Source organism: Prosthecobacter sp., assembly GCF_034366625.1.
Taxonomy (GTDB): domain Bacteria; phylum Verrucomicrobiota; class Verrucomicrobiia; order Verrucomicrobiales; family Verrucomicrobiaceae; genus Prosthecobacter.
This window is the reverse complement of sequence record NZ_JAXMIH010000008.1, coordinates 360534-377213: the sequence shown is the minus strand read 5'-3', so window position 1 is coordinate 377213 and position 16680 is coordinate 360534. Positions and strand designations below refer to the sequence as shown.

10 protein-coding genes are annotated in these 16680 nt (G+C 61.5%); 7 read left to right on the top strand and 3 right to left on the bottom strand.

The window, feature by feature from the left end; all coding sequences use genetic code 11:
• Nucleotides 1-46: 46 nt before the first annotated feature.
• The gene (locus U1A53_RS09945) at nucleotides 47-547 is read right to left on the bottom strand and encodes a transposase (RefSeq protein WP_322281234.1); all 501 of its coding nucleotides are present in this window, start codon (nucleotides 545-547) and stop codon (nucleotides 47-49) included.
• A gap of 172 nt (nucleotides 548-719) precedes the next feature.
• Here U1A53_RS09945 and trmB point away from each other — a divergent pair, with 172 nt between their 5' ends.
• The 7 genes from trmB to U1A53_RS09910 all read left to right on the top strand — a co-directional run bounded on the left by trmB (nucleotide 720) and on the right by U1A53_RS09910 (nucleotide 13468).
• Nucleotides 720-1319 carry a tRNA (guanosine(46)-N7)-methyltransferase TrmB gene (gene trmB / locus U1A53_RS09940; protein WP_322280513.1) on the top strand — a complete coding sequence of 200 codons (600 nt, stop codon included), beginning with the start codon at nucleotides 720-722 and terminating at the stop codon, nucleotides 1317-1319.
• Between the two features lie 7 nt (nucleotides 1320-1326).
• The gene (locus tag U1A53_RS09935) at nucleotides 1327-2025 is read left to right on the top strand and encodes an SGNH/GDSL hydrolase family protein (RefSeq protein ID WP_322280512.1); all 699 of its coding nucleotides are present in this window, start codon (nucleotides 1327-1329) and stop codon (nucleotides 2023-2025) included.
• Nucleotides 2026-2092: 67 nt separating this feature from the next.
• Entirely contained in the window at nucleotides 2093-8290 is a 6198-nt protein-coding gene (locus U1A53_RS09930; protein WP_322280511.1) for a hypothetical protein, read from the top strand.
• A complete protein-coding gene (locus tag U1A53_RS09925) occupies nucleotides 8287-8874 on the top strand; it encodes a hypothetical protein (protein ID WP_322280510.1) in 588 nt (195 codons plus the stop codon). The genes U1A53_RS09930 and U1A53_RS09925 overlap by 4 nt, the downstream gene beginning before the upstream one ends.
• 71 nt (nucleotides 8875-8945) lie before the next feature.
• On the top strand, nucleotides 8946-10166 hold the full coding sequence (locus tag U1A53_RS09920) for an exonuclease SbcCD subunit D C-terminal domain-containing protein (protein WP_322280509.1): 1221 nt from the start codon (nucleotides 8946-8948) through the stop codon (nucleotides 10164-10166).
• 12 nt (nucleotides 10167-10178) lie between these two features.
• A complete protein-coding gene (locus U1A53_RS09915) occupies nucleotides 10179-10607 on the top strand; it encodes a hypothetical protein (RefSeq protein WP_322280508.1) in 429 nt (142 codons plus the stop codon).
• Between the two features lie 20 nt (nucleotides 10608-10627).
• On the top strand, nucleotides 10628-13468 hold the full coding sequence (locus tag U1A53_RS09910) for an AAA family ATPase (RefSeq protein ID WP_322280507.1): 2841 nt from the start codon (nucleotides 10628-10630) through the stop codon (nucleotides 13466-13468).
• Nucleotides 13469-13608: 140 nt separating this feature from the next.
• Here the strand turns inward: U1A53_RS09910 and U1A53_RS09905 are convergent, their stop codons facing one another.
• Together U1A53_RS09905 and U1A53_RS09900 are read right to left on the bottom strand one after the other, a co-directional pair.
• Nucleotides 13609-15321, bottom strand: a complete 1713-nt coding sequence (locus U1A53_RS09905) for an amidohydrolase (protein WP_322280506.1) — start codon at nucleotides 15319-15321, stop codon at nucleotides 13609-13611.
• Between the two features lie 209 nt (nucleotides 15322-15530).
• A complete protein-coding gene (locus U1A53_RS09900) occupies nucleotides 15531-16613 on the bottom strand; it encodes a WD40 repeat domain-containing protein (protein WP_322280505.1) in 1083 nt (360 codons plus the stop codon).
• Between the last annotated feature and the right edge of the window lie 67 nt (nucleotides 16614-16680).

Sequence of the window (16680 nt, the reverse complement as noted above, 5' to 3'; positions counted from 1 at the left end):
TCAGCGTGATGAGAGCGTTCTCACGCTGAAGCGTGAACAACGTACCTCAATCATCCCAGCCCTTCCCGTAATCCAGCACGGGATAGGCCCTCCAAATACGAAGCGCCTCTTCACGCCCGACATCTTCCAAAAAGCTCTCCGCACTGCCAAACGGCCAGTCCTGCCACTGCTCCACATACCCATGCTTCACTGGGTTATGGTGGATGTAGTTCATCGTGGCCCAGAAATGATCGTCGTTGCGAATGAGTCGGTCGGCAGGTGCGGACCAAACTTTTCTTCCCCGCAGATTATCCTCACCGTTCCAGGCATGCGAGGTACGGCCATGCAGACGTCCGAGCGAGGCGATCACATCCTTCAATTCAGGCACCTTCAGCAACAGGTGATAATGATTGGGCAGCACGCACCAGGCATGAACCACGGCTTTGAGTTCCTCCAGCGTCTGCAACAGAGCCTCGGAGAACTGACGCATGCGCTCCAACGATGCGCCGATCACATCCGCATGCTCATAACATGCCGCCGTCAGGTGAAACAATGCCGGTCCCTCCACGAAGTGCGGCGGACTATGCCACGGTCGCCTCAACTGCTGCCGCCATTGAAGCAACCCAGCGCGATCTTCCTCTGAAAGTCTTCGCCAACGATACATGCCGCATGGTACGTTGTTCACGCTTCAGCGTGACAAAAACTTTCTCTCACGCTGAAACATGAACAACGTACCCTGAATGCCCGCCCTTTTCACCCCGCCCGATTACTTCCGCGAACTCACTCCCGCCGAGATCTTCCCCGACCCCACCCGCCCGCTCGAGATCGACCTCGGTTGCGGTGACGGCACCTTCATCACCGGCATGGCCGCGCAGCATCCTGAGTGCGATTTCCTCGGTGTGGAGCGCATGCTCGGCCGTGTGGATAAAACCATGCGCAAAATCGAGCGCATGCAGCTCCCGAACGCCCGTATCATGCGCCTCGAAAGTGCCTACACCGTCGGCTGGCTGTTGCCGACTGCGAGCGTGAGCCGCCTGCACCTGCTCTGTCCCGACCCGTGGCCGAAGAAGAGCCACGCGTCGCGCCGCCTCGTGAATCAAAGCGAGTTCCTGGATGGATTGCATCGCATCCTCATCCCCGACGGTGAATTCCTCCTCAAGACCGACGATCAGCCTTACTTCGAAGACGCCCTCGCCAGTTTCGAGTCACGCACGCATCAGTTCATCCGCCTCGACTGGCCCGACGACGCTTTCTTCTACACCACCACTGATTTCGAGCAGGACTGGCTCCACATGGGCCGCAGCATCCGCCGTGCGAGATGGCAGAAGATCGGGCGTTAACTCGCCCATGCTTCGCCATTGCCTTCTCGCTGCCCTTTTCAGTTTCACGATCGGCCACACCGCCGAAACCAAAACACGTGTCGCTCTCGTCGGTGACGGCACCGTCACCGACAGAGCCGGTTGGGGCGCTGCTTTCACGAAACTGCTGGGTCCCTATGCTGAATGCATCAATTTCGCCGACGGCGGCCAGAGCAGCAAAAGTTTCCGCGACTCCGGCAATTGGAAGAAGGTCATCGACGCCAAACCCGCCTACGTCCTCATCCAGTTCGGTCACAACGACATGCCCGGCAAAGGGCCGAACCACGCAACCGACCCCGCGACGACTTACCGCCAGAATTTGATCCGCTACATTGCGGAAGCCCGCGCCATCGGCGCGAAACCCATCCTCATCACCTCGCTCACCCGCCGGACCTTCAGCAAGGACAAAATTCGCGGCGAGCTGAAGCCCTGGGCCGACGCTGCCGCGAAAGTCGCCGCCGAGCGGGAAATTCCGCTCGTCGATCTTTTCACCCGCAGCGTCGCTTTGCACAACCAGCTCGGCCCCTTCCGGTCAGCCGCCTTCAATCCGCCTTCCAAAAAAGGCGGGGTCTACACAAACGGAACCGACGGTGCCCACCTGAACGAGCATGGAGCGGCGATCATCGCGAAGATCATTGCCGAGGAATTGCGCAAGGTGGAGCCGGAGTTCGCGAAGCACCTGCAGTGACCGCTCCGACAAGTTCTTGCCCCTTGGCTCTGGTGGCAAAGGCGTTTATGATCGAAGGGTGAAGTTTATGCCGTGCATCGCAGGCCAGTTGATGGGATTCAGGCGTCTTGTGGGGACGCTGGCGCTGGCATTGGCACTGAACGTTCATGCGCAAACGGCGGACAAGGCGTGGTCGGAGCGCGAGACGCGGCTGGCAAACGAGTATCTGTCGCTTCTCGTTCAGCAGCCGGAATACGGCCGCGTCCTGGATTTGCTGTGGACGCTGTACGAGAAACACGACGCGACGAAGCTGCTCGTCGAAAACGTCTCGAAGCAGGCGAAGTCGTCGAACTTTCCGGCGGTGAAGCTGGTGGAGGCGCATCTGATCCGGCGCAGCGGTGATTTGAAGCAGGCGGCGAAGCTGTATGACGAACTGCTCAAGGCGGATGGAAAGAACCTGACCTTGCTGCAATCACGCGCGGCGGTGGCGCGTGAGCTGTCTGATCCTGCGACGGCGTTCACGCTGATCAAGAAGGCGGCGGAACTGGTGTCACCCGATGATCCGCAGGGACCGCTGATGTGGATCGAGCTGGGTGGCATGGCGCTGGCGGGCGGCAAGAACGCCGAGGCGGCGGATGCGTATGAGCGTGCTGCTCAATTGAAGCCGCAGGACATCGAGCTGGCACGGCAGGTGGCGCAGTTGCTATTGCAGGCCGGGTTTCCAGAGCGGGCGGCAAGTTTCTTCTCTGCCCTGGCGGATCAAAAAGACCCCCAGCGCAAACTGGACGCGCTGTACGATCTGGCGCGCATCTACGAGCACGCGGACCAGTTTCCGAAGGCGGACCAGGCACTCAAAGACGGTCTGGCGCTGCTGCATTTCCGTGATGGTCGTTATCTCGACTTCTTTCGCCGCCGGGTGCGGCTGCATGAGCGGTTTGGGGCGCTGGAGGATTTGCAGAAGGCGCTGGTGACGACGGCGAAAGCCACACCGCCCTCGGAGCAGGCGTTGTTCGACGCGGCACGTTTTTTTGAGTTCACGGTCGATCTGGACGAGCATCTGCGCTGGCTGCGCGAGCTGGTGAAGACGGTGCCGCAGGTGGAGAATTACCGCTGGGAGCTGGTGCGGGCGCTGCTGGATCACGAAGGAGCCGTGGAAGCAGCGAAACTGCTGGATGAACGGCTCAAAAATGATGGCAGCGACCTTACGGCGATCGTGCTGCTGCGCTGCGAGGCGGATTTGCGCGGTGGTGATGCGGAAAGCGCGGTGAAACGGCTGATCAGCCTGCTCGAAATGCAGGACAATCTGGATGTGGAGAAGCAGGTTCTCGTGTTTGCGCAGACGCGGGCACTGGACGCGGTGATCGAGAAAATCCTGCGTGCCCGTGTGACGCGTGATCCGCAGAAGGCCGAGGCGGTCTTCGATCTGGCGGCGTTTTTCCGCGCGCGGCGCGATGTGGTGGCAGAGGACAAGCTGCTGCGCGAATTCACCAACGGCGCGGCAACGGAGGAGGAGCGGCAGAAACGGCTGAGCGACGCGTCATCCTTCCTCGCCGCGAGCAACAACCTCGACAGCGCGATCATCCTGGCGCGTGAGGCGGTTTCCAAGCCAAGCGCGGGCCGTGAAGCATGGCTGCGGCTGGCGGAACTGCTTGCAGAGCAGGGTGAGAATGAAGAGGCGGCTGAATGGGTGGAAAAAGCCTGGCATGCGAGCACGACGGACGAGGAGCGCGTGGATGTGGATGAACGCCTTCTTTCCATTTTGATGGGCGATCAAAAAGCGGCGGCCAAACCGGTGACGAGCGGGGAATTCAAACTGCCGGATGCGTTCACCGGCACGGGTTTTGCCAGTGATGAAGGCGAAGGGCCTAAGCGAGAGAAGCTGCCGGAGCGTGTGATGGAGTTTGCACAGAAACTGATCGCGACGGCGAAGAACAGCGACTTCAAATCGAAGGAAGCCCAAGCAGCCGGGTTTCGCGGTTTTTGGTGGGCGCTGCGGATCGGTCAGTTCGAGGACGCGTATGACCTGCTGCACCGGTTGGAGTATGATCCGGTGACGAAGAAGGAGCGCCCGGTGTCGCTGATGGCGGAGCAATTGAAGCTGGATCTGGCGCAGGCGGATGAGAACGCGGCCTTGATGGAGCGGCAGTTGCGTCGCTTGTCGGACTTGGATGTCTCAGGACGCATTCGTTACACGCTGCGGCTGGCGGAACTGCTGATGGAGTCGGAACGCCGAGCGGATGCGGAGACGAGCAACCCCGGCTGGAAGAGCAACACGCCGCTGCCCCGGCCGGGCGTCGAGGCGGCGAAGCTGCTGGAGCTTGTGCATCGCGAGTTTCCAGAGTCAGGACAGCTTCTCTCGGCGCTGACGCAGATTTATTTCCTGCAACGGCGTCCTGAGGATGCGCTGGCACTGTGGAAGCAGGCGGTGAAACGTGTGGAAGGCCCGGCGGCGATGCCGCTGCTGGAGAGTTACGCGGACATTTTGTTGCGGCAGCATCGCATCCCGGAGCATGTGGAGGTGCAGGCGCAGATTCTCGAGCGTGAGACAGATGTGAAGCGTCGGCGCGAGGTGCTGCGGCGCTGCATCGACCGGCTGACGTTTTCGGACGCGAGCGGCGGCGAATTGGCCCCGAGCGTGGCGCGTGACCGCCTGAAGCTGCTGGAGCGCGCGCTGCTGGAGCGTGTGCAGCGGCATCCGTTCGACGGTTTCTACCATGAGGCGCTGGCGCAGGTGTTTGAGCGCGGCGGGGATCACGTGAAGGCGTTCGCGAGCATGAAGCAGGCGTATTACACGGCCCCGGACACGCCGTTTTCGCTGGATCAATTGCGTGATGCGGCGCTGAAGGTGGCGGATGTGAAGTCGGCGGTTTATTTTCAAAAACAGATCGCGGCGGCGGCCCCGCCGAAGGAGGTGGCGGCGGAAACTCGACGGCTGGTGGAACTGCTGGAGCAGACGTTTCAGATCGCGGAGGCGGATCGTGTGCGCCGTCGGCTGGAGAGCCGCTTCGCACAAGATGCCTCGGCGCTGGAGGAACTGGCGAAGTATTATCAAACCACCGGGCAGGACGAGGCGGAGCGTCGTGTGTATGAGCAGATGGCGCGGGTGAGGGCGTGGGATGGACGTGCGCTGCTGCGGCTGGCGCTGAAGTGCCTGCGTTTCGCAGATGAGGCGGAAGCAGAGCGGCAATTGCAGGCGGTGCTGGCCGCGCCGGTGAAGTCGCGCAGCTATCCGATGAGCGGCGTGCGCGCGCCGTTGCCACTGACGGACACACGGCGCACGGGCAGTGGCGTGACCACGGGTGATCTGGTGTCGCTGCTGGATTTCGCGCCGGGCCTGGATCGCAAGGAACTGGACACGCTGCGCGCATTCCTGGGCCAGCCGCGCGCGGAATTTGCCGAGCTGCCGGAGGATGCGGCGCTGGTGCGGCTGCGTGCGATCGAGGAGCTGGCAAAGCTGCGAAGCGCGCATGGCGGCGACGGTTTGAGCACGTGGATCAAGCAGTGGAGCGAGGATGCGAAGGCCAACGTCGTGGAAAAACTGTGGGCTCTGTATTATGCAGGCGCGGGCGTGGAGTTTCGCGTCGTGCTGAAGAAGGTGCTGCCAGACACGAGCACGCTGGAGGCGCAGTTTTCCATGGTCTGGTTGTCACTGCGCAGCCGTGGGATGGCAGAGGCGGTGCAATGGGCGGGTGAGAAGGGATGGTCGCCCGAAGTGTTGAAAGCGCGCGCCGAGACATTGCAGGCGTGTGTTTCGATGCTGGCGGATGTGACGGACTTCCGCTACCGTGCGGAGGACCTGCGCGTGCTGGGTGAGTCACGTGTGCTGCGCAACGCGGTGATCGTGGAACTGACGCGCAAGCTGCAGGACAAGCAGCGCTACGACGAGGCGCTGGCCTTGGGCGAGAGCCTGCCGCGCAACTCGCCCGAGATGGAGATGGATTACTCGCTGTTCCTCGCACGCATCGCGGAAAGCGCGGAGCGCTGGGATCTGGCGCGGCGCTACCTGGACGCGGCGGTGCGCGGCCCGGTGGCGGCGGAAAACTATCGCACGACCTACGATCCCTTTTTGCTGAGTCTCACGTCACTGAGCCGCATGGCAGGCTCGGAGCAGGAACGCGAGGAGGCGCTGCGTGATGCCTGGAGCAGACTGCAACGCACGCGGCCTTCTGCGATGACTTCGATCCGCAAAGCCGCCGTGGCGGGCCTGGCGGGCGCGGAACTTAAAGGTGCCGAGACGCTGGGGCGGTTCCTTTCAGGTCCGTTCGTGGCACAGCGCGACATGGTGGAGTCGAAGGGCAGCCTGGTCCCGCAGGCATCGTCGCGATATGAAGAGCCGCTGCATCTGCGCAGCCTGTGGGAGGAAACGCGGGAGATCCAGGCGCTCATGATCCAGCAGGGCCTCGGCGGCGTAGTGAACAGCGCGAACGCCACCCTCACTCGAAAATACGGCGCTACAATGCTCGGCCCGCGCTCGGATTCAGAGTTCGGCGAATGGCGCATCAGCGAGCTGCTCGGCAGGCTGCGCGAAGTTGATTATCCCACGCGGAAACGGCTGATCCGCGAGCATCTGGCGGCGGTGGATCTGCGCACTGAGCACTCGGTGGACACGTTGGGAAATCTCGGCAGCCGGCTGGAGACCGTGGGCATGGCCCGCGAGGCGATCAGCGTGTACAGCATGCTGCCGGATCGTGCGCCTTCGAATCCCGATTACGCCATCTGGATGCTGCGCGTCTGTGAGAACGCGATGGAGATCGAACCCGGGCTGAGCTTTGCGCTCAAGCTGCTGCTGGCCGAGCCGCCGCTCAAGCCGCCACAACCTGGCGATGACACGCTGCGCGAAAAATACGCGCTGTTCCTCGCGCGTGATTTCAACGTGGACGAGTTGCGCCGCCAGGGCTTCCGCGAGCAGTTCTCACAGGTGCTCGAGCGCCGCCGCCCGCACGAGATCTCCTACCTGCGTGAGCTGGGCTTGCTGCTGGAGCGCATGCAGGACGACAAGGCCGCGCTCTCCGCGTGGGACCGCCTGCACGCCGCTTACGTGGCGAATGATCAGGCCGGCACCGATCTCGACATCGAGGCGAGTTTGCATCGCGGGCAGATCCTGCAACGCCTCGCGCAGCCTCAGGCCGCTTTGAAAGTACTGCGTGAGGTGCCGCTGGCGGAGCCGCTCGATCCCGTGGCGCAGGAGGTGCTGAAGCTGCGCTGCCAGATCGCCACGTCCACGGGTGACTGGAATGACGTGCGTGACCTGATGACGCTGTGTGTCGAACGCAAATCGCTGCCCTGCGTGGTGGCGCTCGCCACAGGACTGCGCACGCAGAACCGGGCCGCCGAGGCGCTCAATCTGCTCACACAGGCCGACCGCACGATCAAAGGTGATCATGAGCGTTTCACCCTGCGGCTGGAACTGCTCAAGGTGCTCGCCGTGGACGCCAACTGGGCACCGGAGCGGGGACGCGCGCAGATTGCCGCGTTGTTCCGCGCTTCAACACGGGATCGTGACACGCTCAAGGACATGCATGCGTGGCTGCGAACGCAGTCGTCCGGCAAACACGCCGCAGGCTGGGCTGCCATCCTGCGCACCGAGGCGCGTGCAGGCGCGGACCGTCCTCTCGCGGCGCTGGCCTTGAGCGCCTTCTCCGCGAAACTGCCCGCCACCGCGCAGGCTGATTTCATTCACGCCTGGCAGAAGGTTGAGGAAAAAGACCGGCTCTGCATCGAACTCGCCGCCGAAGCCATGCTGGCCGCAGGCCGTGCCGCCTGGGCCTGGGATGCGTGCGAGATCGTGGCGGGCATCCCCACCTTGCGCGAGCAGGGGCGCAAACTGCCGCTCGCTGTGCGTGTGGCGCATGCACTGAACGATGAAGCGACGGTGCAGGAGCTTTTCAGCGAGACCTTCCGCCTCCCCTTCCCCGGCGGCGCGCAGACCGTGGATTGGGCACGCGCCTTTGAGGACACCGGCCATGCAGGTCTCGCCAGCGAGCTGTTCGCCGCGGCTCTCCAACGCTTGGAAGGCACCGCGGCCTTGCAGCCGGAGTTGTTCGCCGCGCATGCACGATTCCTCGTCCGCCAGCGTGAGTTTGACACTGCGGAGGCATTCCTCATGCGCATGAACTGGGCGATGCCGAACGAGTCCGCGAAACTGATCTTTGAACTCTACCAAAGCTGGGGCAAACTAGCGGGCATCGAGACGGAGTTGCCGAAGTTCCATCTGCCTGGTGCGGTGAAGAAGGAAATCCTCTTCCTCACACGTCAGCCCTCCGCCAAAACCACCCCCCAGCCATGAACCAGCCCGTGCGACTTCTGATCTGCGTCAGCGCAGGCCTTGTGCTGTGCCAGTGCTCCAGCACGAAGAAGAAGAACATAGCTCCCTCGGAGATGAAGCTCTCGCAGCGTGCCATGCTGAAACCGGACGCCAGTCAGCGCAGTTCGTTTGAGAAATACATCACCGATCCCAAAACGGCGAAGGGCGGTTCTGCGGGCGCTTATTTTCAGAAGCAGATGCATCACTCCAAAAGCTTCAACGGCGGCGATGCGTATGCCGGGCAGAAGCAGTTCAAGACCAACCAGAGCGGGTTCGGCAAATCGCAGGCACGAGGCGCTGACATGACCTACGCGCTGGGAGACAAACAACCTTCCGGCATGGATGGCGCCTTCAAAACGAGCCAGTCCCGTCTCGGCGGCCAGCAGTCCCGTGATGGCGGCTCCACCTTCAACAGTGGCGACAACATCTTCAAAACCGGCTCCGCCCTCACCCGCTCCAAAGGCACGCCCGAGGCCCCCCTCATCATCGAGAACTACGGTGACAAAGGCGGAAAGAAGAGCGCCTACTCCGAAGATGAGGTGAAGAAGCTGCTGAACCGAAACTGATCCAGCCAGCGCAGCGTGCCTGCTGCTGCCGATCATTGCGCACTGAGGCATTCCCGCCTAGTTCACGGCGCATGCGCATCCTCCACACCGCAGACTGGCATCTCGGCGCTCGACTCGTCGAGCGTGACCGCCTGCCGGAGCAAGTCGCCTTTCTTGACTGGCTCATCGACACGCTGCGCAGCGAAAAAATCGACGCGCTGCTGCTCAGTGGCGATGTCTTCGACGCCGCGAACCCGCCGCAGGATGCCGTCGCGCTCTACTTCGATTTCCTGAAGCGCCTCGCCGACCTCCAAACGGTGAAGGCCGTCATCACCGGCGGCAACCACGACTCCGCCTCCCACCTCAACGCCCCGCGCGAGCTGCTCCGCCGCTTCGAGGTCCATGTCTTCGGCCACGCCGGTGACAACGTCGTCGATCTCGGCGGCGCGGTCGTCGCCGCCGTGCCCTTCCTGCGCGAGCGCGACCTCCGCCAGGCTGCCCCTGGTGAAACACTCGCCACTGTGCATGAGCAAGTCCGCGCCGCCATCCGCGCCCACTACGCCGCGCAGCTCGCCGCCTGCCGCGAGATCGCGAACGGCCGCCCCGTCATCGCCATGGGCCACCTCACCGTCCTCGGTGCCACCACCAGCGACAGCGAGCGCGACATCCACATCGGCAACCTCGGCTCCGTCGGCGCGGACATCTTCGACGGCTTCGGCTACACCGCCCTCGGTCACCTTCATCGCCCGCAAAAGGTCGCCAGCAATGAAACCATCCGCTACAGCGGCTCCCCCATCCCCCTCAGCTTCTCCGAGGCCGCCGATGCGAAGTCCGTCGTCATCATCGACACAGAGCCAGAGGCTTGCACCGCAGAGAGGGGGAGAACGCAGAGTTCTTCTTCAAAAAAAACATCTCTGCGTTCTCCCCCTCTCTGCGGTGTAAAACTTCTTCCCATCCCCACCACCCGCGCCCTCGTCCGCGTGAAAGCAAACCGCGCCACCCTCGCCGCCGATCTCGCCAACGTGCCCGCCACAGCTTGGGCCGAAGTCACCGTGAAGCTCGATGCCCCCGAGCCCGATCTCGACCGCCAAGTCCGCGAAGCCGCTGTTGGCCGATTCGAGGTATTGAAAGTCCTCGCCGACCTCCCCGTCTCCGAAACCGCCCCCTGGCAATCCACCGCCCCCACCCTCCACGACCTCCAGCCCCGCGACGTCTTCCGCGAACTGCTCCAGGAAAAGCAGATCGAAGGCGACGAACTCACCGCCGTGTTTGATGAGCTGCTGGCGTTGAGGGAGGAGAAAGTGATACTGTAATTCAAAGACTTTATGAAACGGACATCCATCGCCAAACTGCTCTGCGCTTCACTCTTGATGATATTGACTTCGTGTGATGACTCCGTGACATCGAAACCCGCTGCAACAGAGCTTGTTGGGTTGTGGAAATGCAAAAAGCTGCCTGACGGATTCCTTAAGAGCGCAGGCAGTCCAGCTTTTGTAGAGTGTTTGATCCAGTTCAATCTCGATGGAACGTTCGTGGCGAAATCTATGCCTGAACGCGATCCACATCGTTTGGCGGATTCGGCAGGGAAATGGGACATACTCGATCCTTCGATGACACCGAGCGGAAAGTGGTCGGTTGAGATTGATGGCACTTTCCTTCGGTTTGCTCGTCGAGGCGGAAAGTTACTGCTCAAGCAGTCCATTGATGTGCTAGCAGGCTATCGTGCCGAATACGAACGCGAAAGAGCCGAATAGCCCTCTTTCTGATCTCAGCCATGCGCCTCCTCGCCGTCCGACTCCAGAACCTCAACTCGCTCAGCGGGACGCATGAGGTGCGGTTTGATGCGGCTCCGTTGAGCGCGGCGGGCGTGTTCTTGATCACGGGGCCGACGGGCGCGGGGAAATCGACGTTGCTGGATGCTATGACACTGGCGCTGTATGGCCGCGCGGCGCGTTACGGGAATGACAAGGCGGATGAGATGATGAGCCGACATACGGCGGAGTGTTTTGCCGAAGTGGACTTTGAGACGGGCGGGCGCAAGCTCCGCGCGACGTGGCGGCTGGGGAAGACGAAGACGGGCAATCTCAAACCTGTGCAGCGCACGCTGGCGGATGCCACGACGGGCGAGATCCTCGCCGACAAGGGTCGCGAGGTCGATCCGCTGATCGAATCGCTCACCGGACTGGATTACAACCGCTTCATGCGCTCCGTGCTGCTCGCGCAGGGACAGTTCGCGGCGTTTTTGAAGGCGAAGCCGAATGAGCGGGCGGAGCTGCTGGAGAAGATCACGGGCACCGAGATCTACAGCGATCTGTCCGTGCTGGCCTACGAGACACATCGCCAGAAGGACGAGCAGGTGAAGCAGCTCAAAGCCAGTCTCGGCGCGGTGACGATGCTGGATGACGAGGCACGCACGAAGCTGGAAACCGACCTCACCGAGACCCGCACGACCGCCGAACGCCTCACCACCGAAAGCCAGGCCGCGACGAAGCAATGGCACGATCAACGCGAGCACGCGTCCATCGTCGCCGAACTCACGAAGCTCGCCGAGACGGAGCAGCAGCTCAAAAAATCGCAGGTGGAGGCCACCGCAGAGGTTTCCAAGACCAAGGCGCTTGCCGATGAGGCGAAGCAGCAGCGCACGCAACGCGAGCCGGTGTGGGAACAGGCCGCCGGTTTGGCGGCGCAGAGCGATCAGCTCGAAAAGCAGCTCGGCGAGAGTCGCGCGACTTATGAGATATGGAACAAGGACAAGAAAGAAGCCGTTGCGCGAAGCGCTGCGGCTCAGAAAGCCTTGGAAGCTCATGATAAGGCTGCTGAGGAGCTGGAAGCTTGGCTGAAGCAAAACGCGGGCGATGCGGAGCTGGCGGAGCGTTTGCCGAAACTGCGCGTGGCCGTCCGCGAATGGCGCACGGCCTTTGAAAAGCTGGCTGAAGGCCGGAAGCGTCATGCGGAGGCGCAAACGCTGCATTTGAAGATCACCGAGGCGGAAACGCAGGCGGCGGCGTTGGCGAAAAAAGCGGCGGAAAGCACCGCGAAGGCGAAAACCGATCGCGCCGAGCTGGAGCGGCTCGCGAAGGCTCTCGAAGCCCAACGCGAGGTGACGCGGCAGGCGGAGCTGGTGGCCGGGTTTGACGAGCACCGGCATGATTTGAAGGCGGGGGAGCCTTGTCCGTTATGCGGAGCCAAAGAGCATCCGTTCGCGACGAGCAGCGCGAGTTTTGAATCGCAGCTTCAAACCGCGCGAAAGCTGCTCACGACGCTGGAGAAGCAATGCGAGAAGGCGAACCGCGATCTGGCGACGCTGGAACGTGATCTGGCGAAGGTGGAGGCGGAGGTGGGTGCGGAGACGAAGCGGGTGGTGGAGATGCGAAAGAGTGTCGTGGAGCTGGACGCTCCGACGGATGGAGTGTTGGAGGGGTGGCGCACGGAGGAAGCGAAGAAGCGGAGCGCAGTGACAAGTAGTCCAGTTGCTGTGCAACTGGTCCCCTCCCCAGTTGCGCAGCAACTGGACTACTTTGCTTCGCCGAACGATGCGGAGCGCGAAATCGATGCGCTGGACAAGCGGGCGGGTGTCTTTGCGAAGAAGCAGCAGGAGGCCGCGCAGAAACTCAGCGATCGGCAGAAGCTCGAAGGCGCGATCCAACTCGCGAAGGCGGATGAGGCGTCGAAGACGAAGCGGCTCGATGAGCTGAAGGCCGAAGGCGTGATGCTGCGAGGCAAGTCGGACGAGTTGAAGGCGAAGTTGAACGAGTTGCTGGGCGGCCAATCGCTCAGCGAGGATCGTCACCAGCATGAAGCCCGCGTTTCGACGGCGGAGAAAGCCTGGCGTGAGGCGGAGACGAAGCTGAACACCCTGCAAACGCAGATCGCGGCGACGAAGGCGAAGCTGGAGCAACTCGAACTTCGTCGAGTGCCGTTTGAAGCGCAAGCGGTGCTCAGCGTGGAGGCTTTGAACGAGCTGGAGACAGCAGCGAAGCGCTTGAACGATGAATTCGCGACCAAACGCACCGAAGTCGGCTCGCTGGAACAGCAGGTGAAGAATGATGACGAGGCGCGAAAGCGTCGCGAGGCCGGTGGAGCCGAGCTGCAAGCCGCCGAGACCGAGGCGCTGCGCTGGGGCCGGTTGAAGGAGCTGATCGGCTCGGCGGATGGCGCGAAGTTCTCGCGCTTTGCTCAGTCGCTCACGTTGCGGCAGCTCATCGGCTTAGCGAATGAGCATTTAAAGGTGCTGGCGGAACGCTATCGTCTGATGGCGGCACCGGGTGATGAGCTGGACCTGCGGATCGTTGATCTGTATCAGGCGAACGTGGATCGGCCGATGGAGAGCCTCTCCGGCGGCGAGAGTTTCCTAGCGAGCTTGGCGCTGGCGCTTGGGCTGAGCGAGTTGGCGAGCAGGCATCATCCCATCGACTCGCTGTTCATTGATGAAGGTTTCGGGACGTTGGATTCGGAGACGCTGGAGATCGCGTTGAGCGCGCTGGAGAATCTGCGGTCACGCGGGAAGACGATCGGTTTGATCTCGCATGTCGATCTGCTCAAGGAGCGGCTGACGACGCAGGTGCGGGTGATTCGCGGTGCGGGTGGGACGAGCCGGATCGAGGTGGTGGCGTGAGTGCTGGGTTGAAGAACGCTGCTTGCATACCTCCGGCATGCGACCTTGAGAGAGGGAGATGTGTTCGTGTGTTCCAGGGGTGGCACTCGCTGCGCGAGTTTACCCCTGGCTACCTGCTTTGATCCCTCCGGGATCTCGGATCAGTGCTTTTCAAACACGATCTTGCCACCGAGCCACGTCTTGAGCACCTGGGTCTGCACGAGATCGTCGATGGGACACGTCAGTGGATCGCGATCGATGAGAATCATGTCGGCGAGCTTGCCGGTTTCGAGGCTGCCGGTGTGCTGTTCGTTTTTGAGGAGGAAGGCGTTGTTGGTGGTGTAGAGGCGTAGCGCTTCTTCGCGTGTGAGGGCGTTCTCGATGTGGACGGGCTTGTCGAGTTTGCGGGCTTTGCGGGTGATGGCGGTCCACATGCCGAGCCAGGGGTTGTAGGGATTGATGCTGCGGAAGGAGCCGATCTTCTGCATGTGATCGCTGCCGCCACCAACGATGACTTTTTGATCGAAGCAGGCGCGCAACGGCTGGAAGCGGGCCATGCGCTCGTCGCCGAAATGGTGCGTGAGCGTGCGGCCGTCCATGTGCAGCCAGATGGGCTGCAAGTCGATGCAGACGCCGAGTTTGGCGGCCTTGGCGATGGAGTCGGGGTGCATGAAGTTGCAATGGGTGACACTGCTGCGCGCGGCACGGACGCTGTGGCGCTGGTTCACGTCCTCGTAGGTGTCGATGAGGAGCTGCACGGCGGCATCGCCGACGCTGTGCGCGGTGAATTGCAGTCCGGCGGCGGTGACTTTCTCGACGAGTTGCTTGAGGCGGTCGGCGGTGATCTTCTGCACGCCACGGTATTGTGGATCGCTGATGCCGTAGGCTTCGCTGATGCCCCAGGGATCGATCATCCACGCGCTGCCGGTGAGCATGCCACCATCAAGATACACCTTCGTGCCGGTGATTTGCAGCATGGGGTCGGGCTTGGTGCGCGGATGCTGCACGACTTCGTCGATGGCCTTTTCACACGCAGGCCAGAGGCTCATGCTGGGAATGCCGGGCGAGACGCGCATGCGCACGGTGAGATCGCCTTTCGCGAGCATCTTCTCGTAATTCTCGACACTCTTCAGGCTGGAATCGCGATCCGCGACGGTGGTGAGGCCGACGGCGTTGTAATCGCGGAAGAGTTCGACGGTGCGGCGATACGTGTCGTCGGCAGTGGGTGATTTGGCGGAGGAGGGCGCTTTGACGTTGTGGCCGAGGCTGCGTAGTAAACCGGTGGGCTCGCCGGTGGCGGGATCGGTTTCCATCTTGCCCGCGCTGCCTTCCGGCACTTTGAAATCGCGACTGTAACCGCCGAGCTTGAGCGCGAGACTGTTGAGCATCGAGTCCGGGCCGGTGGAGAAGACGACGGGATTGTTCGGCGCGATGCGGTCGAGTTCAGCGCGGGTGGGATAGCGCTTTTCTTCGAGACGGGTGATGAAAATCTGGCGCACGAGGATGAGTTCGCCGGGCTGCGAGGCTTTGACGCGTGTGGCGATGTAGGCGAGCACGTCGGCGATGGTTTCCATCGTCGGAATCTCATGATCGAACTCCGTCATCGCCGCGCCGGGATGCACATGCGAGTCCATGAGGCCGGGCAGCAGCGTTTTGCCGCCGAGATCGAGCAATTGCGTGGAATCAGCCTTCAGCGCGAGGACTTCATCGTTCGTGCCCACGGCGGTGATGCGTCCATTCGCGTCGATGGCGACGGCTTCGGCGATGCGGAAGGCTTGATCGACGGTGATGACCTTGCCGTGATGGAGGATGAGGGACGGGGCGGCGTGGAGGGAGGTGAACGCGAAAACGGCGAGTAAGACAGTGAGTTTCATTGGCAGACAAACGCGGTGAGAAAGGGCTTTATGGCGTAGCGATGATGGACGGAACCCCGTTGGGGTTCGCCCTTGAGATGAAGGGTGTTTTGTTTGGAGACCCAGGGTTCTGCGAACCCTGGGCTGCATGACGCAAGCCCTTTGGGCTTGGGAGATCAATCCGTCCAGTTAGCGAACTTCAAACTGGGCATCAGTCTTCCGGCGCTTCGTTATCGGACATCCGCTGCTCGGAGCCATTGGATTTCTTCCAGCGTCTGCCCATCAAAGATTCGAACCTTTTCTCGGCCTGACCACCCCTGCCGCACCATCAGTCGCAAGCCGTTTGACGAAACTTTGGCATCGGAGAGCCAGTCAAGCACACGGATTGACTTCACAGTTTTGAGATCTGGCAGGCTCAGTTTGATCAGATACCAATCGTGGTAACCAAGCTGCATGAAGCTCGTGTTGTCGAGCACGACATGGCAGTGGCTGAGATCATTGGAGAGAAGAACGTCTCGAATCTGCGCCTTGCTGTGAAAGCCGCCCAAATACTTTCCATCATCCACATCACAACAGTCTAGCGAACCGTCATATCCCCAGCACAACAATCGTTTCTTATCCTGGGAGACGGCAACTCTCGGCCCCTCCACATCATCATGCTGCCGAAGCTCATACAGCTTCTTCAAAGACGGAATCTCATGCACCGTCGCTTTTCCTCGTCCGGGCGAGATCAAAAGCCGGTTGTCAGGCAGAAATCTGCCAGTCAGGCCATTCTGCGCCTCGAAGCTCTTGCCTATTGGCTTCCCGTTCGAAACATCCCAAAGCTGCAAATGGCCCTTGGGGCCGTTTTCGCCAGGACCATCATGCGTGACGGCAAGACTGCTGTCGTCCGAAGTGCTGAAGCCGTAAGAGTAGCCTTCACGATAAGGATGTGACAGTGCTGTGCCGACTGGTTTCCAGCTCTTGGTTTCATAGCGCGTGACCACTCCATGAGTGTCCATGATGAAGCAATAGGCACCATCAGCGGTGAACTTTGTCCGCAGACTGCTTTCGGTGTCGTCACTCGGCTTGGTCTCGCCGTGGAGGCTCTTGAGATTTCTTCCGCTGAGCACATCCAGCACATGAGGCGTGTGAGAGTCATCAAAGAACACCAAAGATGTTAAATCAGGAGAAAATGCGCCTTTGTCAGCCCATGGCCCGATACTTTCGACGTCCAGCGCAGGCGACAACGCCAAGCCTGTGGTCGCATCATACACCACGGGTTTGTGCTGCTTGTATATCGCCACAAAGACCTTGTGGTCGCGATCCAGCAAATAATGGATGCATTCGTTTTCGCTGTTGAGATCGCCTTGAATCGCTGCACCAGTCGCCGTGCTCCAC